This window comes from Denitrificimonas caeni DSM 24390, from assembly GCF_000421765.1.
Taxonomy (GTDB): Bacteria; Pseudomonadota; Gammaproteobacteria; order Pseudomonadales; family Pseudomonadaceae; genus Denitrificimonas; species Denitrificimonas caeni.
This window is the reverse complement of sequence record NZ_ATXQ01000002.1, coordinates 37,204-60,212: the sequence shown is the minus strand read 5'-3', so window position 1 is coordinate 60,212 and position 23,009 is coordinate 37,204. Positions and strand designations below refer to the sequence as shown.

Genomic DNA, 23,009 nt, shown 5'->3' with positions numbered 1-23,009 from the left:
CAAGTGTTTGTTGAAAGTTTCGCTGCAAGTGAAGAAGGGCGTCAGCGTACAGTGCTGATTGTTGATGATGTAGCTATCACACGAGAAATGCTTTATGAGTTGCTGGCTGGTTATGATTACAATCCACTGATTTGCAGTAGTGCTGCAGAAGCGTTGATTATGCTGCGAGAGTACCCCGTCGATATCATTGTTACTGACCAAGTTATGCCCGGTATGGATGGTTGGGATTTGCTCCGAAATGTTCGTAAAGAATGGCCGCAATTAGCCATCTTGCTTTACTCTGCGAAACCACCACAAAGGCCGCGCGATTTAGCAAATTCCCTTGATTTTGATGGCTGCTTACTCAAACCAGCATCCAGTGCTGAGCTATTGGCTAAGTTGGGGCAGTTATTAAGTTGATTTTTCAGCAGTAAGCTGAATCTGCAGTTGCTCAACTTGCTGACTTAAATAGGCCAAGGCATGGGTCAATGACGCTGTAATGTTTTCGCGCAGTTGTTTTATTTTCTGTGCTTGATTGGTCTGTAATGCGTTATTAAGCTCCAGTGCTTGCTGTGACAGTTGTTGAAAGCCAGCATGTCCAGCGGTGCTGATTAAATCATGCAAGTTGCTCTGAATATGGCTGATATCTGTCGCGCCATCCATAGCGTTGATGCAAGCTAAGCGTGTTTCATAATCGGCAATCAGTGTGTGCAGCAGCTTGATATAGCGCGCGCTAGGCATGCTCTCGCGTAAAGACTGCAGATGTTGCTGATTATAGGCTGCAGTAGTATTTGTAGAGGTTACAGATTGAGTGGGCTGCATGAGCGTTGCTTGCCTAATAAATCTAGCGAGGGTGCTCCACAGTTTTTTCTCGTCGATTGGCTTACTGATGTAGGCATTCATTCCTGCTGCATAGTAGCGCTCAATGTCTTCATTTTGAGTATTAGCACTGACCGCTAGAATGGGTAAGTGTTGGCCTTGTGCTGTATTACGGATTTCTATGGTAGCGCTGATGCCATCCATTATCGGCATCATGATGTCCATTAGAATAGCGCTGTAATATCCATCTTTTTGCGCTTTAACACAGGACAATGCTTGCAGGCCATCATTAGTTAGGTCCACAGTAAAGCCTGCTTCTTCCAATAACTCTTGGCCGACGATACGGTTTAACTCATTGTCGTCCACGAGCAAAATATTCAAGCCTTGAAAATATTTTGGAACAGCGGATGATGATGAGAGTGCTAGTGGCGCTGCATTGGATGCTTGCGAGCCTTTCGCGACAGCAGCAGTAAACCAAAAAGTACTACCTTGATCTTCTTGGCTATGCACACCTACATCTCCTTGCATCAAGGTGGCTAACTTTTTAGAAATAGCCAGACCTAAACCAGTGCCGCCAAAACGGCGCGTAATCGATGCGTCTGCTTGCTGAAACTCTTTGAATAAATGGATGATATGATCTGCTGGAATCCCAATGCCTTGATCTTCAACTTCGGCGTATAGCTGTAAGTTTTTTTGAGTATCATGCTGCAAGCGCAAGCGAATATGAATTGTTCCAGACTGACTAAACTTAATCGCGTTATTCAAGTAATTCAGTAAAATTTGACCGATACGGGTTGGGTCACCTCGTAAATGGCTAGGCAATTGCGGGTCTATTTCAGTAGAGATGGATAAACCTTTGCGCTGTGCATCATCACTGAGCATTTCAACTGTTTCTGACACCAATAAGGCTGGTGAGAAATTTATGTGCTCGAGTTGTAGGTGGTCACCATCGATTTTTGAAAAGTCTAAAATATCGTTAATAATGCTGAGTAAGTGCGCGCCCGCTGAATTGATTTTCTCTATCCGCTGACGTTGTTCAGTGGCGAGAGGGTTGCGCAGGGTGAGTTGTGTTAAGCCTATAATGGCATTCATTGGCGTGCGTATTTCATGACTCATGGTGGTTAGAAAGTTTGCTTTGGTTCGAGCGGCTTGTTCAGCGTTATTTTTAGCTTCTTCAAGCGCTTGGGCTTGCTGCTTCATTACCGTGACATCCAGTAAAACGCCATTAAACAGTGTTGATAAACGCTCACTTGGATGACATGTTGCAAGAATTTTATACCAAATAACCTCTCCGTCACGTTCAATGCGGATGTCTGAATCAATCGGTTGTAATGATTGCCTGCTGCGCTCGAATGCTTTTTTGATGATCCATTGGAAAGTTGTAGAGCCGGGAAAAACAGGCTCATTGCTGGCAAATATACGACCCAGCAAGTCAGCCGGAGCTTGGCCTAAAAAAGCACCGATTTTGCTGTTTAAAAACAAGAATTGTTGACTACCATCTTCAGCCAGGCGCAATTGAAAAACAGCTCCGGGCATGGCGTCAGTTAAGGCTACTAACTGCTCAGATAGGCGCTTGTTTTCAGCACTGCTAGCGGCTTCTAGCTCTAAGCGATCAGCGCGTTGCATGTTATCGCGAAACACTTGTAAGGCTTGCGCCATACGTCCTACTTCATCACCACGCTGCAAGTAGCCGATAGAATCATCATAATGGCGATCACTGAGACGACTCATAACACGAGTCAAACCGGTAATTGGCCGTGAAATACCAACTACAGCCAACAAGCTCGCGAATACAATGCCTAAAATAAGCGTTAATCCAACAGCAAATGCGGTATTAAAGATCGTTTCTTGAGTGGTCTCGGTCAGTTGCTGCGAGGCAATAAGATAGTCGTCAACAATGGCCTCAGGTAGTTGATCCATGTTGCTGCGCAGTTCGCTCAAACTGGGCTCTAGTTTTGTATTAATAATCACTAAAGCTCGATCACCACGCCAGCGTGAAGCGGCTTCAATAACATCATTAATTAAACTGAAAACCTGTGCCTGTTTAACGCTAATAACAGTCAAACGAGCACTTTGTTGCTCAGTTAGGTCTGTGATTTTATTGAGTTTAGAAGTGAAAATAAGTTGCTTTTCAGTGAGCTGACTTTGTGTGAGCCGCATCTGTTGTTCTTCTTGCTCGGTGAGCACGGAAAAAGCTAAACGGCTGGCATCGCTTAAATCGAGCAGGGCATCACTAATAGTCAAGGTGTTTTGAGTTTTATGGTCGAGCAGATAACGGTAGTTTTTATCAACCATGTTTAAATTATTCAGTGAGTAGAGGGTGATCAGACCGGCAAGGCCGCTGAGCATGCTCACCAGTAACAGGATTTTATGGGTGATTTTTAAGCGCGGTTTAATCAGCATCACTGAGCCCCGCATTGGCTTTGTTATCAATGGTGATCTGGGTGAAAAGAGCTAACGTCAGCTCGCTAGCTTGTTCAGCCGTTGTTTTTAAGGCCAGGTAGTCACTCACTATTTTTAAGAGTTTAGGGTTGCTTATCATGGGGATGACCGCGTTGCGCATGTTGGCCATACGCAAATCGTGAACATTTTTTTTAGTGCAGTTATCGAAACCTTTAGTTGAAATATCCACGCGCACCGGTGCTGCGCCGCTGACCATGCTGAGATCGCGCTGGAATTCTTTATCTAAAAGAGCCCGAGCCATTTGCCTCTGGTTTTTTGCAGCAGCAGGACCATTTTTAAAAAACACAAAATGATCACTATTGAATATATAAGCCCCTTGAGTATCAGGGAAACGCAAACACAAATAGTCTTCGTCAGCTTTCCATCCTAAATTTTTGAGCTCACTGTTGACCCAGCTGCCATTAATTTGCATGAGAACTTTACCTTGACCAAGTAAATCGCTGGCTTCGTTCCATGTACTCTTTAGAGTGTTGTCCGAAAAATAACGACTGATTTGTTTTAAACGTAAAAAAGTAGTGAGCAATTGCCGCTTATCTTCAGTTTCTATGATTTTGTTATCAATAAATATGCGCCGATAGGATTCCATTCCTGCAGTGGCAACAAGTAACATTTCAAACAGTTGCGTTTGTTGCCAGTCACTGTTGAGTGTAACAAGAGCTGGGATGCCAAGTTGTTTAGCACGATCGAGCACTGCAATGAGGTCATTCCATGTTTCTGGTTCGGGTAAATCAAGCTGCGAAAACAAGGTTTTGTTGAGCCAAAGCCAGTTAGTCGAGTGATTATTAAAGGGCGCAGAAATCCAGTGACCTTTGTGTTTTGAAGTGGCTTGGATAGCGTAAGGAATGACGTCCTCCCAGCTTTGCTCCTCGGCAACTTGGTCCAGCTGTAAAAAATGTTCGGCGCTATTGTGTGCGAAGGCACTGCTGCCAATCACTATTGCCGCATCAGGACGCTGGCTTTGTGTCAGCCACTACTGGATGTTTCCTAAATATCCAGTCGTGGAATTGTCATCAGCGCTAATGTTTTTCCAGTCTAAATTGTATTGAGATAAGTGTTTTTTTGACACAGTTGCGCTTTTTAGTTCGCTTTCAGAAAGCCACCAGTGCGCTACGGTAATGTTGTTATCTGTTGCGGCTGTTGAGTTTTGCGCAATTACAAAAGGAATGAATAGCAGCAGACACAGATAAGCTATCAATCTTGCTGAGGCAGGAAAAGTAGGTGCGGCTAATGATAATAAAGAAATCAATATTAAAGAATGTCCTTAGTCTGCTGCAGCGGGAGAATACCAGCTGTTCTGCTTTGTGAGATATGTAGGGTTAAGTAATCGAGCAATACGCGTGTCGCTAAAGTAATGCCGCGATGAGGCTGAGTAAAAGCATAGAGTGTACGAGTAGTTTCTTGATCGTTAAAAAACTTTAATTCGCCAGAGCGTAATGCTGTATCGCATGCACACAAAGGTAAGTTTGCATAACCAAAGCCCGCTAATGTTGCTTCATAAGCACACAAGAAATTATTAACCAGCAGTGTGCTCTCATTGGCTTTCTCGGCTAAGTCAACAAGTTGAATCTGCATGTGCTGATCAATATGGTTCAAACTGCTGCTAATAATGTTGGCAAAGGTCAGTTCTGCTAAAGGACGTGTAACGATTTGGCTGCTATTGATTGGAGCTGGAAATAAACTTAAGGCTAAATCAATTGATAGAGAGCTCATTTCTTGAGTGCGATCAGCCGTTATTAAAGTCATTTGAATCTGCGGGTAGGTTTTTTTGAAATTTAATAGTACGGGCAATAGCCAGCTGTTAAGAATTGCAGGTAAGACGACATTTAAATTGCCACTGGGAGTAGCCAATGCATGTTGTACGCTATCACTGGCTTGCTGAGCGGCGTTGATCATATCTAGTGTATGCCGATAGACTTCAGATCCAATACCGGTAAGGCTCAGAAGACGAGGGTTACGGTGTAACAATTGTACGCCTAATCGCGCTTCAAGTTGACTGACACGACGACTAAGACTTGACTTTGAAACACCATGATTAATTGCTGCAACAGAGAAACTACCCGCATCAACAATGTGTAAGAACCAATACAGGTCAACCAGGTTAAGTGCTAAATCATGCGGACTCCCTTCGATTGATGACAAAAAATGTGCTTGTTTAGGCGTTTTTTGGAACATCTGCGAACCTCCTGTTTCGACGTGTTTAAAACAAGATTCTAATACAGCTTATAGTGGTTAACATGAAAAATAGTGATTAAAGTCATCTTTTCAGCTGGGTATACTGCTTTTGTAAAAGCGGTTCGCATTCATTAAAAGGATTAAACTGTGCATAACACACGTCTGCAAGGTTTGAAAAATACTCATATTTTGCTAATTGATGATCACCCACAAGATCTGGATGATCTAGTAAACGCCTTACGTGTGCAAGGAACTCGCATAACGGTCGCTGATCAGCCTAGAAAAGGGCTGCATTACGCACAAGCACTCTATCCCGATTTGATTTTACTGGATGTGCATATGCCTGATGTAGATGGTTTTGTAGTTTGTCGACTATTGCGAGAAATACCGAACTGCAAAGATATTCCAATTATTTTTTTAACATCCGCTGCCGATGTAACTGATCGGGTTAATGGACTTACCATGGGCGGCGCTGACTATGTTCTTAAGCCTTATGCTATAGAGGAGGTTCTAGCGCGTATTGTTATTCACTTGCAAGGCAAAGAACCGAGTTCCCAACGTCAAAGACCTGGTTTGTTACTGCAAGAACAGCCTCCAGAACAAGTGATCTTACAAGCAGCTGTACGTTTAATTCGCGGCAAGCTTAATCATCTTCCAAAGCTGACTGAAATAGCTGCGAAAGTTGGTACTCATGACAAAAGGCTATCAGCTATTTTTCGTGAGCAATTGGGTATGACTGTTTTTGCTTGGGTGCGAGAGGAGCGTCTGCGAAAAACCCAAGAGCTGCTCGTTGATAGCGATATTAGTATTGAGGATATTGCTACACAGGTGGGTTTTTCAAGTGCAGCAAACTTAGCTACAGCATTTCGTGAACGTTTTTCTGTGACACCAACGAGTTTTCGCAAAATTAAAGAGATGGATTAATTTTCACGCTTAACGTGCTTGCTAGGCTGACGAATTGGAAGTTAAATCCCTCCGCACATCAGACAAAGACAAGAGTTGCTGCGACATAACAGTTCGGGCGCTATTCAGTGTCATGCAAAATACAATAAATAAACTAAGCAGCATAAGAACCGTAGCTCTGATGATGTAAAGCAGAGGACGGATATCAATCCGCCTTCTGCACATTTTCACGACTCATTTAAACTTAAGCAGTGACTGTATTCAACGGTTACAGAACCTGCACAATAGCGTCAGTGACTACGTCAATATTATTCATGTTCAGTGCAGCAACACAGATACGGCCTGTGCCTACTGCGTAAATAGCAAACTCATTACGCAGGCGTTCAACCTGTTCTTGGGTGAGGCCTGAGTAAGAGAACATACCGCGCTGTTCAGCCACAAAACTAAAGTCACGTTTTGCACCCTTGGCAGCCAGTTGCTCCACCATCAGCTTGCGCATCAGCAAAATACGCTCGCGCATTTGTCCCAGTTCTTCCTGCCATAAAGCATTCAGTTCAGGCGTGTTAAGTACATGACCAACCACTGTTGCGCCATGGGTTGGCGGGTTCGAGTAGTTGGTACGAATCACACGCTTTAACTGCGAGAGAACGCGACCGGCTTGCTCTTTGGATTCAGTCACAATCGACAAAGCACCGACACGCTCACCATACAGCGAGAATGATTTCGAGAACGAACTGGAAACAAAGAACGACAAGCCTGACTCAGCAAATAAACGCACTGCTGCCGCATCTTCATAAATACCTTCAGCGAAGCCTTGGTAAGCAATATCTAAGAAAGGAATATGCTGACGCTCACGCAATACCTCTAAAACGGCTACCCATTGCTCTGGATTTAAATCAACGCCAGTTGGATTGTGGCAGCAGGCATGCAAAATAATAATGGATTGCGCGGGCAGTTGGCGTAAGTCTTCCAGCATGCCTTCAAGGTTAATGCCTTGTTTGCTTGCATCGTAGTAACTGTAGTTTTGCACTGGAAAGCCAGCTGACTCAAACAGCGCTCGATGGTTTTCCCAGCTCGGGTTACTGATCGCTACAACAGCGTCAGGCAATAAACGCTTGAGGTAATCTGCGCCAATTTTTAACGCACCGGTACCGCCAATGGCTTGACTGGTAATCACCCGTCCCGATTGAATGATTTCAGCGTCGCTGCCAAATAATAAGTTTTGCACCGCACAGTCGTAAGCACCAATACCTTCAATAGGTAGGTAGCCACGTGGCGCATGTGCTTCAGCTCGGGCTTTTTCAGCCAGGGCAACGGCTTTAAGCAAAGGGATGCGGCCAGCTTCATTATAATAAACACCAACACTGAGGTTGACTTTATGCGGGCGGACATCGGCATTAAAAGCTTCGTTCAGACCCAAGATGGGGTCGCGTGGCGCCATTTCGACGGCAGAGAACAGGCTCATGTTTAGCAAACTCGATTAAATTGAATGGAGGCGTTAGCTTAACAGACAGCGCGCCGAGACGCAGCGCGATTCGATAGGTATTATAGCAATCGAATCGCGATTATTAGGCAATAATGGTCGAAGATTACTTTTTGCGGTGTTTTGCCGCGCTTGTTATTAGAGGTATGCATGTCGCGCTTTGAGCTCGTCACACAGTTTCAGCCCGCCGGTGATCAGCCAGAAGCAATTCGTAAAATGGTTGCGGGGATTGAGTCAGGCCTCTCTCATCAAACCTTGCACGGGGTAACAGGCTCTGGAAAAACCTTTAGCATCGCCAATGTGATTCAACAGGTGCAGCGCCCAGCAATAATTTTAGCGCCTAACAAAACTTTAGCTGCGCAACTGTATGGTGAGTTTAAACAGTTTTTCCCGCATAACGCAGTTGAGTATTTTGTTTCCTATTACGACTACTACCAACCTGAAGCTTATGTTGCCGCTTCCGATACCTTTATTGAAAAAGATGCTTCGATCAATGACCACATTGAACAGATGCGACTCTCAGCGACCAAGGCGCTACTTGAGCGTCCAGACGTCATCATTGTCGCCACAGTGTCGTGCATTTATGGTTTAGGCAGCCCCGAAAGTTATTTGAAAATGGTCGTGCACCTCGACCGCGGTGATCGCATTAATCAGCGTGATTTATTAGCGCGCTTAGCGGCTTTGCAATACACCCGCAATGAAGTGGATTTCTCGCGCGCGACTTTCCGTGTGCGCGGTGATGTGATTGATGTGTATCCGGCAGAGTCGGATTTTGAGGCGATTCGTGTTGAGCTGTTTGACGATGAAGTGGAAAGCATCAGCGCTTTTGATCCGTTGACGGGAAAGGTGATTGGCAAATTGCCACGCTTTACCTTTTATCCGAAGTCTCACTATGTGACCCCGCGCGAAACCCTCTTAGAAGCCATTGATCATATTAAAGTCGAATTGGCTGAGCGCTTAGAGTACTTGCGTAACAATGATCAATTGGTTGAGGCGCAGCGTTTAGAGCAGCGCACCCGATTTGATTTAGAAATGATTTTAGAGTTGGGTTACTGCAACGGCATTGAAAACTACTCTAGATATTTATCCGGTCGTGAAGCTGGTGCACCACCGCCCACTTTGTATGACTATTTGCCCGATAATGCGCTGTTGATTGTTGATGAATCTCACGTCTCAGTACCGCAAATTGGTGCCATGTATAAAGGTGACCGCTCGCGCAAGGAAAACCTCGTTAACTATGGTTTTCGTCTACCGTCAGCACTGGATAACCGTCCGATGCGCTTTGATGAGTGGGAAGCGGTGAGTCCGCAGACGATATTTGTTTCGGCCACGCCAGGCACTTACGAAGCTGAGCATGCCGGGCAGGTGGTTGAACAAGTGGTGCGCCCTACCGGTCTAATCGACCCGGAAATTGAAGTGCGTCCTGCGCTAACTCAGGTTGATGATTTACTCTCACAAATCAGCGCACGGATTGCTGTGGATGAGCGGGTTTTGGTGACGACCCTCACCAAGCGCATGTCGGAAGACTTGACTGATTATCTGACTGACCATGGTGTGCGTGCGCGTTATTTGCACTCTGATATTGATACCGTTGAACGGGTAGAAATTATCCGAGATCTGCGCATGGGTGTGTTTGATGTGCTGGTGGGGATTAACTTGTTGCGTGAAGGTTTGGATATGCCGGAAGTGTCCTTGGTGGCTATTTTAGATGCAGATAAAGAAGGCTTTTTGCGTTCAGAGCGCTCCTTGATTCAAACCATTGGCCGTGCCGCACGTAACCTCAATGGTAAAGCTATTCTTTATGCTGACCGTATGACCGGCTCAATGGAGCGGGCGATTGATGAAACCAATCGCCGCCGCGAAAAACAAATTGCCTTTAACACTTTGCACAACATCACGCCTCTTGGCGTGAAAAAAAGCGTGCAAGATATTATGGAAGGAGCGGTGGTGCCTGGTGCGCGTAGCAATAAACGCAAAGCTCAAGCGCGCGCAGCAGAGCAAGCGGCTGAGTATGATCAGCAGTACCGCACCCCCAACGACATTGGTAAGCGCATTAAACAGTTAGAAGAAAAAATGTATCAACTGGCACGTGATCTGGAGTTTGAAGCCGCTGCGCAAATGCGCGATGAAGTACAGCGCTTACGCTTGCGTCTTCTCGATCTTTAAGTGCTTGGCATGAAGCTGTTTATTCTTAAGCAAACAACAATGCCATTGAGCTGAACTAGAGCGCGTTGCTTAGAATTTGCTAAGATGCCCGCTGAAATTTTATTTTTAAGTTTTGAGTAATCATAATGACCACTGTACGTACCCGCATTGCACCATCACCAACTGGCGATCCACACGTTGGTACCGCCTATATTGCCCTGTTTAATATGTGTTTTGCTCGACAACACGGTGGTCAGTTTATTCTGCGCATTGAAGATACTGATCAGGTGCGCTCAAGCAGTGAATCTGAGCAGCAAATTTATGATGCGCTGCGTTGGTTAGGTATTGAGTGGGACGAGGGTCCTGATGTGGGCGGTCCACACGGTCCATACCGACAAAGTGAACGTGCCGAGATTTATAAGGAGCACGCAAGCCTCTTGGTAGAAAAAGGCCATGCCTTCCCATGTTTCTGTAGTGCTGAGCGTCTTAATGAAGTGCGTGCTCAACAGATGGCTGATAAGCAAACGCCAGCTTACGATGGCCACTGTGCTCATTTAGACCCAGCGCAAGCACAGCAGCGTGTGGCAGCAGGTGAGTCACATGTGATTCGTATGAGAGTGCCAACCGAAGGCGTCTGTATCGTCAATGACATGCTGCGCGGCACGGTTGAAATTGGCTGGGACCGCATGGATATGCAAGTGTTGATGAAAGCCGATGGCCTACCAACCTATTTTTTAGCCAACGTGGTTGATGATCACTTGATGGGCATTACCCATGTTTTACGCGGTGAAGAATGGTTACCGTCAGCACCTAAGCTGATTAAACTGTACGAGTATTTCGGTTGGGAACAACCGGTTTTATGCTACATGCCACTGCTGCGTAATCCGGATAAGAGCAAGCTCTCGAAGCGTAAAAACCCAACGTCAATTACCTTTTATGAGCGCATGGGTTATTTACCGCAAGCCATGCTTAACTATTTGGGTCGTATGGGCTGGTCGATGCCTGATGAGCGCGAGAAGTTCTCTCTGACAGAAATGATTGAGCACTTTGATATCAATCGAGTGTCTTTGGGCGGCCCCATCTTTGATGTGGAAAAACTGTCTTGGCTGAATGGTCAGTGGCTGCGCGAGTTGAGTGTTGAACAGTTTGCTGATGCCGCGCGGCAGTGGGCATTTAACAGTGACTACGTCATGCAGATTGCGCCGCATGTGCAAGGCCGCGTTGAAACCCTTAGCCAGATTGCACCATTAGCCGGATTCTTCTTCTCGGGCACTGTGCCACTTACAGCTGAGTTATTTACCCATAAAAAACTCAATGTGGATCAGGTTCGCCAAGTGTTGCAGATCACTTTGTGGAAGCTTGAAGCCCTGCGCCAGTGGGATAAAGACGCTATCACTGCCTGCATTAACGCAACCGGTGAACTCTTGGAGTTGAAGTTGCGCGATATGATGCCGCTGATGTTTGCGGCTATTACCGGGCAGGCTAGTTCAGTATCGGTATTGGATGCGATGGCTATTTTAGGCCCTGACTTAACTCGCTTCCGCTTGCGTCAAGCATTAGAGTTATTAGGTGCCGCTTCAAAGAAAGAAACCAAGGAATGGGAAAAGCTGCTAGCGCAGTAATTGCTATACTTTCTGGTTTGAATAAAAAAGCCACGCAGCTTTTAACGGCTGCGCGGCAAACGATCTGCTCGGGGATAATCAGATCGTGAAGGGTTGTCTGATATTTAAACTTTGTGCGGCGCCAACCAGCGCTGCGTTAACTAATTGCGCTTGTGCAGCAGCAGGTAGCGGGTTGAACCAACTGATCACTGTGTGGCTACGCCCTAAGCGTAATGCTTCACAGGCCAATTCTTGACTGCTTTGCAAGCCGCGCGGGCGCAGAACCAAGATACGCTCACGATTCAGACCCGCATTACGTAACCATTGTGCGGTGATTTGTTGTGGCGGCGAAACCAAGGTCAACCAGCGATCTTTTTGGTTGTCGCTTAAATCACGAAGGATCGGAGCAATCAGCTGTAAGCATTGCTGCGCACTACCTGATAAAGAAATTTCGCTAAATACACCAAGATCAGCAGCAGGTTTGACCGGCGCAAGACTGGTCGTTTCAACAAAAAGAGGTGCTACCGCTGCGCCTTGAAAACTGAACTGCTGTTCAAACAAGGATATTTGTTTCGACTCAAATGATTGATTAGGGTACATAAGACCTCATTAGCGGCGTATAACGCCGACACTTAAACCTTCGATGGTTAAATTCTGTGTTTTTAAATCAACTTTTATCGGTTCAAAATCGCTATTTTCTGGCAGTAGCCAAACAGTGCTGCCTTCGCGCTTATAGCGCTTGACGGTGACATCTTCATCAATACGCGCCACAACTATTTGGCCGTTACGCGCTTCATTAGTGATATGCACTGCGAGCAAATCGCCATCAAGAATGCCAATATCTTTCATGCTCATGCCGCGCACTTGTAATAAATAGTCGGCGCGCGGGTGAAATAACTCAGGGCTGACGGGGCAAGAGCTTTCAATGTGCTGCTGGGCCAAAATAGGCTCACCGGCCGCTACTCGACCAATAATTGGTAGCTCGTTGTCGTTTGCTGCAAATGTTTCGTCATCGCCACTATCAATGATTTTTAGACCGCGCGATGCGCCAGGAATCATCTCAATGACACCTTTGCGCGCCAAGGCTTTTAGGTGATCTTCAGCTGCGTTGGGCGACTTAAAGCCGAGCTCTTTAGCAATTTCAGCGCGGGTTGGCGGGTAGCCATTGTCTTCTATCCAGGTTTTAAGAAAGCTTAAAATTTCTGATTGACGTTTGGTTAGCTTCAGCATGGCAAGACTCTGTTGTTATATACAGTGCCTGTTATTATATACAGTCTTTTTTTATATGCAACGCTTTATCTAGAAGGGCTATTAATGCTTCTTGGTTTAGGTAGCTGACTTTAGTGCTGATGAAAATGAGGGTTGTTGGAGTAGGGGTAGAAGGAATCAGCGCTGAGCGAGACGCAGTAGTGCTTCGGCTGCATCATAGCCTCCTGCAAGCTTTAGTCCTTTGCCTAAGTTGTCGGATGATTTTTTTCGTTTAGATAAAAGCAGCACTTCATTTTGCACGGGTGGCTTAGTCAGTGTTAAGCGCGCATAAGGAATCCCTGCATCCACTAAAATAGCCATGAACTGTCGATCATTCCATGCCTGCTCGGGCATGATAAGCATATGGTAGTTTCTGCTGAGCACTTTCAATGCATCACTATTTAATGAGTAACGACTGATATAGCTACGTTTCGGTAAATCTAAACCGCGACGCTTTGCATAAACCACAGCACAGGCGAGCTCGCAGCTGTGTTGTTCGCTGGCCCAGAACAGATTTTCACCCAGCCAACTGGCTTGGCGTAAGTTGATAGGCTGATCGCTGAGAAAGTGCGGAATGGCCTGAGTAATGGTTTTTTCAAAGTCGCGATAGCTGATAATGCGGATGTGTCGGCATTGCTCGCTGGCTGCAAAACTTTCTAAGCTTTGCAGCGGCTGTAGGCCGCATACAGATTCGGAAAGACCATAAATATCGCGTAGATCGATGATGCAATCAGTATCAATTGTTTTAGTGACGATATGAGCTAGAAAACTATGAGCTTCAGCTTTATCTTCTTGCACTGGGCCTGATAAGGCACCTCGTGGCAAATCATATAAATGCTGGAAGTAAAGATTACTTTTCCAGCAAATGGAAGCAGGTGGAATAACAAGCTCAGTGAAAGGCAGGGTAATCTGCTGTGCGATTTGCTCAGGGACTAATGTCGTTAAATCACTTTCAGTGCGCTTAAATAATGCGCTGAAGCGAGAGATTAATGAAGAAGAGTATTGGGCCATATCTCACACTATACCTTATCCGCGTTGTCTGTCATGGAGAACGCAATCACAACACATGCTACACTACTAAGCTAAAAAGCTGTGCATGTCTATGAGAGCTTATCATGCTTAGTTTATTGTTAGACATATCTTTGCCTGCTCATGAGTATTTACGGGTATATCAAGGCACTGCTAATCGCGTGATTCTACGTAGCCGTGATGGACGTACAGTCAGTCTTCCTGCGCGACATTTACAGCCTTTTTTAACACATAAAGGCGTATATGGTAGCTTTGTTATTGAATTTAACCAGCAAGGCCAGTTATTAGCTCTGCGAAAGGTCACTTAAACCGCTACAATTAAACCATTACATTTAATTTGATACCTATCTATGTACGACTTATCTCGACGCTTATTATTTAAATTATCTCCTGAGACCGCACACGAGTTGACCATTGATTTGCTCGGTGCCAGTGGCCGTCTCGGCTTAACCCGTCTATTGGTAAAAAAACCAAGCGCGCTGCCTGTATCGGTGATGGGCATAGAGTTCCCTAACCCTGTTGGGCTTGCCGCGGGTCTTGATAAAAACGGTGACGCCATTCAAGGTTTGGCGGGTTTAGGCTTTGGTTTTATCGAAATAGGTACGGTGACGCCACGCGCGCAACCCGGTAATCCCAAACCGCGTTTATTCCGTCTGCCAGCAGCAGAGGGTGTGATTAACCGTATGGGTTTTAATAATCTTGGTGTCGATCATTTATTGGCGCGTGTGCAAGCAGCGAATTATTCAGGCGTGCTGGGTATCAATATCGGCAAAAACTTTGATACGCCGGTTGAAAACGCCGCCGATGATTATTTGTATTGTTTGGATAAAGTGTACGGTTCTGCCAGTTACATTACGGTTAACGTCAGTTCGCCGAACACTCCAGGGCTGCGCACATTACAATTTGGCGATTCACTGAAAAACTTGTTGGAAACGTTGCGTCAACGCCAAGAAGATTTGACCGCATTGCATGGTAAGCGCGTGCCTTTAGCCATTAAAATTGCACCGGATATGAGTGATGAAGAAATCACCGATGTGGCGCATATTTTAATTGAAACCGGTATGGATGCGGTGATTGCAACCAATACAACGGTTTCCCGTAAAGGTGTTGAAGGCATGTTGCATGCCGATGAGACGGGTGGCTTGTCTGGTGCGCCAGTGCGCGAGCAAAGCACGCATGTGGTGCGTGTGCTGGCTGAAACATTAGCTGGTCGCTTACCTATTATTGCTGCAGGCGGCATTACTGAAGGCCAGCATGCGGCTGAGAAAATTCAAGCCGGTGCAAGTTTAGTGCAGGTTTATTCTGGCTTTATCTATAAAGGTCCGCAGTTAATTCGCGAGTCGGTGGATGCGATTGCTGGACTGCGTAAACAGTAAGGTCGTCAATTAAATACATAAGGAACCTCTGGATAACGTTACCGAGGACGTTAACACAAGGCGCAACGACCAACGGGAGTAACAGCCAAAGGCTGACCCGTAGGGTGAGCGCTAGCGAATCAAAACTTGCGAAAAAACGCAGTTTACAATGAGTAAATGAGTATTTTGAGTAAGTTTTTAACGCAGTGGTAGCTAAGCAGGTAGTTATTCAGAGGTTTCATAAGTGAGGCTCCATTGCAGAGCCTCACCAATCACTACAAAGCCGAGTCAACCTACGGCATTGAGCTCATTAAGTCGATGGATGCCGGCAGTGCCACGATAGCCGTCCCAGTTATCGCCACGGCCTTCACGCCAGCCGTTTAACCAAGCTTGGCGGGCAGATAATAAGTTAAAAGGACAGAGTTCGCGCGACTTACCAGTGACACCATGTTGGTAGCCACGTAAAAAAGCACGTTCTAACGGATCACGCTTGAGTCTTCTCATTGGGTATAGCCCTCAGTTTTTGACTAGAATGTTGCCGCAGGCTTTTAAGTAAAGCCTTATACTGTACAGTTTCAAACCACTTGCTTTACGATCAGTCTCGAGTGCGCAAATAGAAAAGCACGTACGAGTTCTAACCAATGATTGCTTCGGTTGGAATGATTGTTTGGCTATATATAGATGCTGTTTTTTTGAGTAATCAGCATAAGTGACAAATTGTTTCGAAAAGAAATGGCGCAAAGCGAGTGTTATCAACGCTTTCCATTTTTACAAACGTTTTTAGATTGTCAGTCGACCGCCTTGCAGAGGATCAAATGCAGCGTGATAAAACCGATGAAAGGTCATCGAATAGGCTGTGTCATTGTCGACTCAATATTTTATTTGCACCCTTGATGCACACACTGAGAATTTTATGCCTGAGCAAAAAGAAGTTGAACTGTATTTAACATGCCCAAAGAGCCTTGAGGGTCTGTTGCTGGATGAAGCGCAGTCGCTTGGCTTGACCGATGCCCGCGAACAATTATCCGGTGTTTCCGGTCGTGGCACCCTAGAAGATGCTTATCGCATGTGTCTTTGGTCACGTTTGGCTAACCGCGTACTCTTAGTGCTCAAGCGTTTCAGTGTGAAAACCGTGGAAGATCTATATCACGGCATCAATGATTTGGATTGGTCAGAGCATCTGCAAGCCAACGGCACTTTGTCGGTGGAGTTTACCGGGCGTGGATCGGGCATTGATAACACCCATTTTGGCGCACTAAAAGTTAAAGATGCGATTGTTGATGCGTTGCGCGACAAAGAAGGCAATCGTCCTTCGGTGGATAAAATCAGTCCTGACGTACGCATCCATTTGCACTTAAACCGTGGTGAAGCAACCTTATCCTTGGATTTATCTGGCACCAGCTTGCACCAACGTGGTTATCGTTTGCAGCAGGGCGCGGCACCGCTAAAAGAAAATCTTGCCGCGGCGATTTTACTACGCGCCGGCTGGCCTGCGCTGGCCAAGCAGGGTGCCGCACTAACGGATCCTATGTGTGGTGTTGGCACCTTCTTAGTTGAAGGTGCGATGATGGCTGCCGATATCGCGCCAAACTTACGTCGTGAGCGTTGGGGTTTTAGCAACTGGCTTGGGCATCAGCCACAGCTTTGGCAGCCGTTGTATGAAGAAGCGCAGCAGCGCGCCGAGATTGGTTTAGCCAAGCCGCCGTTATGGATTCGTGGTTATGAAGGTGATCCGCGTTTAATCCAGCCAGCGCGCAACAATATTGAGCGTGCTGGTCTAGCGAGTTGGATCAATATTTACCAAGGCGAGTTGGCTACTTTTGAGCCTAAGCCTGATCATGGCCAAACCGGTTTGGTGGTGACCAACCCGCCGTACGGTGAGCGTTTAGGCGATGAAGCCAGCTTGCTCTATCTCTATCAATACTTAGGTGAGCGTCTACGCAGTGCTTGTCTCGGTTGGGAAGCAGCCGTCTTTACCGGCGCGCCACAACTGGGCAAACGCATGGGTTTACGCAGTCATAAGCAGTATTCATTGTTTAACGGTGCCTTGCCGTGCCGCTTATTATTATTCCAAGTTCAGCCAGAGCGTTTTGTTTTAGCTGATCGCGTCACTACGCACACCAAACCTGGTGCAGCAGTTGATTATGATGAAGCACCACGTTTAACCGGCGAGCCTGAGCGCGAATCAGCTGCGCCGATTGAGTCGGCTCGTTTAAGTGAAGGCGGGCAGATGTTTGCTAACCGTCTACAAAAGAATTTCAAACAGTTGGGTAAGTGGGCGCGTAAAGAGCAGGTTGAATGCTACCGCCTCTATGATGCAGATATGCCTGAGTATGCTTTAGCGGTAGATATCTACGCAGACTGGGTGCACGTGCAAGAGTACGCTGCGCCAAAAACCATCGATCCCGAGAAAGCCAAAGGGCGTTTTTTGGATGCCTTAGCCGCGATTCCGACCGTCTTGGATGTGCCGCCTGAGCGCATCGTTATCAAGCGTCGCGAGCGTCAGGCCGGCACGCGTCAGTACGAGCGTCAAGCTGAGCGTGGCCAGTTCATGCACATCTCTGAAGGTGGCGTGAAGTTACTGGTCAACTTGACTGACTATTTGGATACCGGAGTGTTCTTGGATCACCGTCCAATGCGCATGCGTATTCAAAAGGAAGCCGCTGGTAAGCGTTTCTTAAATCTATTTTGCTACACCGCAGCAGCCACTGTGCATGCGGCTAAAGGTGGCGCACGCAACACCACCAGTGTGGATTTGTCGAAAACCTATTTAGATTGGGCTAAACGCAATCTAGCGCTCAATGGTTTTTCTGATAAACACAGTTTGGTGCATGCTGATGTGATGGTGTGGCTGGAAAATGATCGTGAAAGCTATGATCTGATTTTCCTTGATCCGCCAACCTTCTCCAATTCCAAGCGGATGGAAGATGTGTTTGATATACAGCGTGACCATGTTCTGCTGCTCGACCGTGCCATGGCACGCTTAGCCCCAGGTGGCAGTCTGTATTTCTCTAATAACTTCCGTCGCTTTGTGATGGATGAAAGCATTGAGGCGCGTTATCAGGTGACCAATATCACCGATAAAACCTTCGACCCTGACTTTGCGCGCAATAAAAAGATTCACCAAGCGTGGCATTTAACCCAGCGCACTGACTGATTTATATCGTCTATTGGCGACGCTGCGCGTATGATGAGGCACTTGCACTATTTGCAATTTAATAACTGAAAAGCGACCCACCGGGAGGTGCTTGAAATGAACGATAAATCCAAAAAGCCTGCTGCACCAGCACGCGAAAAAGTCAAAAACGACAAAAGCAAGAAAATTGCCGTAACCCCTGCAGGCGAGAAACTGCAGAAAGTATTGGCGCGCATGGGCTTTGGCTCGCGTCGTGATATTGAGCAGTGGATCAGTGATGGCCGGGTGATGGTCAATGCGCGCGTGGCGAAACTCGGTGCGCGGGTTGATGCACTGGATTCCATCACTGTTGATGGCCGTCCACTGAAACAAGATGCAGAAACCTACTTGCAGCGCCGTGTACTGATTTACAACAAGCCAGAAGGCGAAGTGTGCACGCGTAATGACCCGGAAGGTCGTCCAACTGTATTTGATCGTTTACCACGTCCGCATACCGGCCGTTGGATCAATATTGGTCGTTTAGACATCAACACCACAGGTTTACTGATGTTCACCACTGACGGTGAGCTGGCCAACCGTTTAATGCATCCCTCCTACCAAATGGACCGTGAGTATGCGGTACGTGTGCGTGGTGAAGTCACGGAAGAGATGATTGAAAATCTTAAGCGTGGCGTGATGCTAGAAGATGGTCCGGCTAAGTTTACTGACGTACAAGCGGCTCCAGGTGGCGAAGGCTACAACCGCTGGTTCCACTGCGTGGTGATGGAAGGCCGTAACCGCGAAGTGCGTCGTTTGTGGGAATCCCAAGACGTGGTGGTCAGCCGTCTGAAACGTGTACGTTTTGGACCGGTATTCCTGACATCAGAGCTGAGCATGGGACGCTGGCGTGAAATGGGTCAAGCTGAGTTGGATATTCTCAGTAAAGAAGTTGGTCTTGAGCCTATCTTGTTGCCTGAGATGAGCGAGAAAGCCAAAGACAAACTGGATCGTCAGCAGCGTAAAACTGCTAAGCCTGTTGCTGCGGCGCGCAATATTCGACGTGGTGCAGATAAAACTGTGTACACCACTAATAAAGAGCAACCGGCGGAGTTTGCTAAAGACTCAAGAAAGCCACGTGCAAGCGGCCCTTCAAGCAATAAGAAGCCTGGCAGCACCCGTAATACGCCAGTGCGTCGTTTACGTCCAGAATAAGGACTGGTGTTGAGCATTCAGCTAGCTCTTTTTATAGAGCTAGCTGAACTTGGTTGCGGCCATTATGTTTAGCTGCATACAAAGCAACATCTGAGCGTTGTAATAAGCTGTGTTGAGAGTCGTCTGTACGCAATGTTGCGCAGCCAGTACTTGAAGTCACTGTTATGATGTGTCCTTCGATATTTATTTCCAACGCTTCTAAGCTTTCACGCAAGCGTTCAGCGACTAATGACGCATGCTGACTGCAGGTATTAGGCAGTACGGCTAAAAACTCTTCGCCACCATAGCGAAATAATGCATCGGTTGTGCGCAGTTGTTTTTGGATGTGCTGCGCAACTTCGACTAATACTGCATCGCCAGCGCTATGACCGTAAGTGTCATTGATGCGCTTAAAGTAGTCGATATCAATCATCAACACAGACAGAGCTTGCTCATGGCGCTGCGCCGTATCAATGTCGCGCTGCAATGTTTGCTGCATTGAAATACGATTGCCAATACCCGTCAAAGGATCTTTTAATGCATTTTGTAGTGCAGCTGCATACAGCAAGCCGTTGCGCAGCGGAAAGATTAAGCTGGAAATTATTGACTCAAAGTCACCTAGCTCTTGTTCGCTAAAGCGGTTGGCGCGAGTGAAAACTATATTGCCTAAAAAGTCGCCATAATAGTTTAAGTTGTAATTCACGCTGTGCTCTTCAGCACTGCCCAGTTCCACTTTGATCGCGTGAGCAGCATGCTGAAAGCTGAGTGATGAGTACTTAACTAAGCGCTGTGAACTCTTAAAAAACAAACCTAAAATCGTGGTAATGTCCAGTGAGCTTTGCAATTGAGTGGTCAGTAACTGACGCAGCTCTTCATGCGATAAAGCAATCAGTGGCAGCATATCGCTTTTATCAGCGGTACGCGCCTGGGCTGTTTTCTCTAAACTGATGACATTTGATATAAGTTGAGTATTCATGAGCTTGCTTCACCTTAAGCGATCTTGCTTATAGTTAAGCTATTTTCATGCCAACTTTAAATATTCTTTAAAATCAATGACTTATAGTTCTTTGTTAGGTGGGCGTCAAAAAAACATTGCAAATGGCCATCACTTTTACAGGTCATCGAGTGATGCTGACGAAATTATGACGAATCATTTATATTGGAGACTATTAAATTGACGGGTTGGCAGTAACGTAGGTGCGAGAAAATTGCAGGGTAGCGTTAAGCGCTATAGAGCAGCACAGTCGAGCGACTGTGCTGCTGTTAATTACTGTGCGTCAAGCGCCTGACCGGTTACCCCAGTACTCTCTGCGCCCATAAGGTACAAATACACCGGCATGATTTCGGCGGGTGTTGGATTGTTCAGCGGGTTTTCGCCAGGGTAAGCATGGGCGCGCATATCTGTGCGGGTAGCGCCGGGGTTGACGCTATTGGCGCGAATACTGGTGTCATCGCACTCGTCGGCCATGACTTGCATGAGGCCTTCAGTAGCAAATTTTGACACCGCATAGGCTCCCCAGTAAGCGCGGCCTTTGCGTCCGACGCTGCTTGAAGTGAAGATCACCGAGGCATCTTTAGATAAGCGCAATAACGGCAGCATTGCACTGTTGAGCATAAACATGGCGTTAACGTTAATTTGCATGACTTTGGCGAAGTTCTCGCCAGCGAGCTGCTCAAGCGGTGTGCGCGGGCCTAAAATAGAAGCATTGTGTAGCAGTCCGTCTAGGCGACCAAATTCGCTTTCGACCATCGCGGCTAACTCTTGGTAAGCCTCTGGCGCTGCTTTTTCTAGGTCCAAAGGAATCACCACCGGCTCAGAGTGGCCGGCAGCAACAATCTCATCATAGACAGCATTTAAACGCTTTTCCGTTTTGCCGAGTAGCAAGACGGTTGCGCCATGTGCCGCGTAGGTGCGCGCCGCTTCTGCACCGATACCACGGCCAGCGCCGGTTACCAAAATGACACGGTCTTTCAATAGGTCAGCAGGTGCAGTGTAATCAAACATAACTCATCTCTTTAAAATCAATAAGGTAAGCCAATTAGCTCAGGTTAAATCTATCTTGCGCAGGCACTGTTGGGATGACAATTAACAGCCGCATTGCGCTTCGAGTAACGACTCTAGTTCAGCAATGTTATCAATCACTGCATCAGCGCCCCAATTGGACGGATTGTCGCCGGCTGCAATATAACCATAACGCACAGCCACTGTACGCATGTTAGCCGCGCGGCCGGCGTCAATATCACGCTGATCATCGCCAACATACATCACTTCGCGCGGGTCAAGTTGCAGTTGCTCGCAAGCAGCCAGCAACATATCGGGCGCAGGCTTGCTGTTTTCAACATGATCGGGACACAGTAGTACGGCACTGCGTGCAGACAGACTGAGTGAATCCATGATTGGCTGAGCAAAACGCAATGGTTTATTGGTTGCGACGCCCCAGCGGATATCCGCACGCTCTAAGCGCTGCAAAAGTTCTAAAACGCCAGGAAAAGGAGCAGTAAATTTTGCGTGTTGCAACTCGTAACGAGCCAGGAACTCTGCGCGCAAAGACTCTAACTCAGAATTATCCGCTGGACTGGCAAAGGCGTAAGCAACCATTGCTTGCGCGCCGCGTGAAACATACTGACGAAACTTCATTTCATCGCTTAATGCGGCTAGACCGCGTTCAGCGCGCATACCTTGCAAGATGGCATAAAAATCTTTTGCCGTATCCAGCAAGGTACCGTCCATATCAAACAACACCGCTTGAATACGCATCAGGCATCCTTGGTGGTGTGCAACATGTAATTCACATCCACATCGGCTTCAAGTTTGTAGCGCTTGGTGAGCGGGTTGTAGGTTAGGCCAATAATGTCTTGCACCTGTAAACCAGTCGCACGACTCCATGCGCCTAATTCGGAAGGGCGAATGAATTTTTTGAAATCGTGGGTGCCACGCGGTAACAGACGCATGATGTATTCCGCACCAACAATGGCAAAAAGATAGGCCTTGGGGTTGCGATTGATGGTTGAGAAAAACACTTGGCCACCCGGCTTAACCATGGCGTAACAGGCACGAATAATTGAAGCAGGGTCAGGTACGTGCTCAAGCATTTCTAGGCAGGTCACCACATCAAACTGTTCTGGCATTTCTTCGGCTAACGCTTCAGCGGTGATTTGTCGATATTCGACTTCAACACCACTTTCCAGTTGATGCAGGCGCGCGACGGCTAAAGGCGCTTCGCCCATATCGATGCCCATCACCTGTGCGCCACGCTGAGCCATTGCTTCGCTTAAAATACCACCACCGCAGCCCACATCCAAAACTTTTTTCCCGGCTAAAGGCGCGCGCTCATTGATCCAGTTGACGCGTAATGGGTTGATATCATGCAAAGGTTTAAATTCGCTTTCACGATCCCACCAGCGGTGAGCCAAGGCTTCAAACTTCGCAATTTCAGCATGGTCTACATTGGTCATAACCCAGTCCTATACGATATATGCCGCGATTTGAGGGGGACATCATGCCA

Annotated in this window: 19 protein-coding genes and 1 pseudogene; 8 read left to right on the top strand and 12 right to left on the bottom strand. The window is 46.9% G+C overall.

Going from position 1 to position 23,009, the window contains the following annotated elements; genetic code table 11:
- Positions 1-3 precede the first annotated feature (3 nt).
- Entirely contained in the window at positions 4-399 is a 396-nt protein-coding gene (locus H591_RS16130; RefSeq protein ID WP_269746512.1) for a response regulator, read from the top strand.
- Here H591_RS16130 and H591_RS15660 read toward each other — a convergent pair.
- The 3 genes from H591_RS15660 to H591_RS0103225 all read right to left on the bottom strand — a co-directional run bounded on the left by H591_RS15660 (position 391) and on the right by H591_RS0103225 (position 5,433).
- Entirely contained in the window at positions 391-3,201 is a 2,811-nt protein-coding gene (locus H591_RS15660) for an ATP-binding protein (protein ID WP_022965511.1), read from the bottom strand. The genes H591_RS16130 and H591_RS15660 overlap by 9 nt on opposite strands.
- Positions 3,191-4,228: an ABC transporter substrate-binding protein gene (locus tag H591_RS0103230; RefSeq protein WP_084702547.1), complete on the bottom strand. Its 1,038-nt coding sequence runs from the start codon at positions 4,226-4,228 to the stop codon at positions 3,191-3,193. The genes H591_RS15660 and H591_RS0103230 overlap by 11 nt, the downstream gene beginning before the upstream one ends.
- A 281-nt stretch (positions 4,229-4,509) precedes the next feature.
- Positions 4,510-5,433 (bottom strand): LysR family transcriptional regulator, encoded by a 924-nt coding sequence (locus H591_RS0103225; RefSeq protein WP_022965509.1) that lies wholly within the window; start codon positions 5,431-5,433, stop codon positions 4,510-4,512.
- 147 nt (positions 5,434-5,580) lie between these two features.
- On the opposite strand from H591_RS0103225, the gene H591_RS0103220 reads away from it, so the two are divergent.
- Positions 5,581-6,357, top strand: coding sequence for a response regulator transcription factor (locus H591_RS0103220; protein WP_022965508.1), 777 nt, complete (start codon positions 5,581-5,583; stop codon positions 6,355-6,357).
- Positions 6,358-6,604: 247 nt separating this feature from the next.
- Here H591_RS0103220 and H591_RS0103215 read toward each other — a convergent pair whose 3' ends face one another.
- Positions 6,605-7,801: an amino acid aminotransferase gene (locus tag H591_RS0103215; protein WP_022965507.1), complete on the bottom strand. Its 1,197-nt coding sequence runs from the start codon at positions 7,799-7,801 to the stop codon at positions 6,605-6,607.
- Between the two features lie 168 nt (positions 7,802-7,969).
- On the opposite strand from H591_RS0103215, the gene uvrB reads away from it, so the two are divergent.
- Positions 7,970-9,985, top strand: coding sequence for an excinuclease ABC subunit UvrB (gene uvrB, locus H591_RS0103210; RefSeq protein WP_022965506.1), 2,016 nt, complete (start codon positions 7,970-7,972; stop codon positions 9,983-9,985).
- Between the two features lie 125 nt (positions 9,986-10,110).
- A complete protein-coding gene (gene gltX / locus H591_RS0103205; RefSeq protein WP_022965505.1) occupies positions 10,111-11,586 on the top strand; it encodes a glutamate--tRNA ligase in 1,476 nt (491 codons plus the stop codon).
- A gap of 78 nt (positions 11,587-11,664) precedes the next feature.
- On the opposite strand, the gene sulA is transcribed toward gltX, so the two are convergent.
- The 3 genes from sulA to H591_RS14700 all read right to left on the bottom strand — a co-directional run bounded on the left by sulA (position 11,665) and on the right by H591_RS14700 (position 13,824).
- On the bottom strand, positions 11,665-12,165 hold the full coding sequence (gene sulA / locus H591_RS0103200; RefSeq protein ID WP_022965504.1) for an SOS-induced cell division inhibitor SulA: 501 nt from the start codon (positions 12,163-12,165) through the stop codon (positions 11,665-11,667).
- Between the two features lie 9 nt (positions 12,166-12,174).
- Complete coding sequence (gene lexA / locus H591_RS0103195; protein WP_022965503.1) at positions 12,175-12,795, bottom strand: transcriptional repressor LexA; 621 nt, start codon at positions 12,793-12,795, stop codon at positions 12,175-12,177.
- 156 nt (positions 12,796-12,951) lie between these two features.
- Positions 12,952-13,824, bottom strand: coding sequence for a DUF6685 family protein (locus H591_RS14700; protein WP_022965502.1), 873 nt, complete (start codon positions 13,822-13,824; stop codon positions 12,952-12,954).
- A 104-nt stretch (positions 13,825-13,928) separates the two neighbouring features.
- Between H591_RS14700 and H591_RS0103185 the strand changes: the two genes are divergently transcribed.
- Both H591_RS0103185 and H591_RS0103180 read left to right on the top strand, forming a co-directional pair.
- Positions 13,929-14,150, top strand: coding sequence for a DUF2835 domain-containing protein (locus H591_RS0103185; protein WP_022965501.1), 222 nt, complete (start codon positions 13,929-13,931; stop codon positions 14,148-14,150).
- Between the two features lie 42 nt (positions 14,151-14,192).
- The gene (locus tag H591_RS0103180; protein ID WP_022965500.1) at positions 14,193-15,218 is read left to right on the top strand and encodes a quinone-dependent dihydroorotate dehydrogenase; all 1,026 of its coding nucleotides are present in this window, start codon (positions 14,193-14,195) and stop codon (positions 15,216-15,218) included.
- Positions 15,219-15,485: 267 nt separating this feature from the next.
- On the opposite strand, the gene rmf is transcribed toward H591_RS0103180, so the two are convergent.
- A complete protein-coding gene (gene rmf, locus H591_RS0103175; protein ID WP_028244137.1) occupies positions 15,486-15,701 on the bottom strand; it encodes a ribosome modulation factor in 216 nt (71 codons plus the stop codon).
- Positions 15,702-16,110: 409 nt separating this feature from the next.
- Between rmf and rlmKL the strand changes: the two genes are divergently transcribed.
- Together rlmKL and rluB are read left to right on the top strand one after the other, a co-directional pair.
- On the top strand, positions 16,111-18,354 hold the full coding sequence (rlmKL, locus tag H591_RS0103170) for a bifunctional 23S rRNA (guanine(2069)-N(7))-methyltransferase RlmK/23S rRNA (guanine(2445)-N(2))-methyltransferase RlmL (RefSeq protein ID WP_022965499.1): 2,244 nt from the start codon (positions 16,111-16,113) through the stop codon (positions 18,352-18,354).
- A gap of 213 nt (positions 18,355-18,567) precedes the next feature.
- Positions 18,568-19,503: pseudogene (gene rluB / locus H591_RS14695) on the top strand (23S rRNA pseudouridine(2605) synthase RluB); the annotation flags it as partial.
- Between the two features lie 52 nt (positions 19,504-19,555).
- Here the strand turns inward: rluB and H591_RS0103160 are convergent.
- The 4 genes from H591_RS0103160 to ubiG all read right to left on the bottom strand — a co-directional run bounded on the left by H591_RS0103160 (position 19,556) and on the right by ubiG (position 22,959).
- On the bottom strand, positions 19,556-20,479 hold the full coding sequence (locus H591_RS0103160) for a GGDEF domain-containing protein (RefSeq protein WP_022965497.1): 924 nt from the start codon (positions 20,477-20,479) through the stop codon (positions 19,556-19,558).
- Between the two features lie 291 nt (positions 20,480-20,770).
- A complete protein-coding gene (locus H591_RS0103155) occupies positions 20,771-21,508 on the bottom strand; it encodes a YciK family oxidoreductase (protein WP_022965496.1) in 738 nt (245 codons plus the stop codon).
- A gap of 81 nt (positions 21,509-21,589) precedes the next feature.
- Positions 21,590-22,261, bottom strand: a complete 672-nt coding sequence (locus H591_RS0103150) for an HAD family hydrolase (protein ID WP_022965495.1) — start codon at positions 22,259-22,261, stop codon at positions 21,590-21,592.
- Complete coding sequence (ubiG, locus tag H591_RS0103145; protein ID WP_022965494.1) at positions 22,261-22,959, bottom strand: bifunctional 2-polyprenyl-6-hydroxyphenol methylase/3-demethylubiquinol 3-O-methyltransferase UbiG; 699 nt, start codon at positions 22,957-22,959, stop codon at positions 22,261-22,263. Before ubiG ends, H591_RS0103150 begins: the two co-directional genes overlap by 1 nt.
- Between the last annotated feature and the right edge of the window lie 50 nt (positions 22,960-23,009).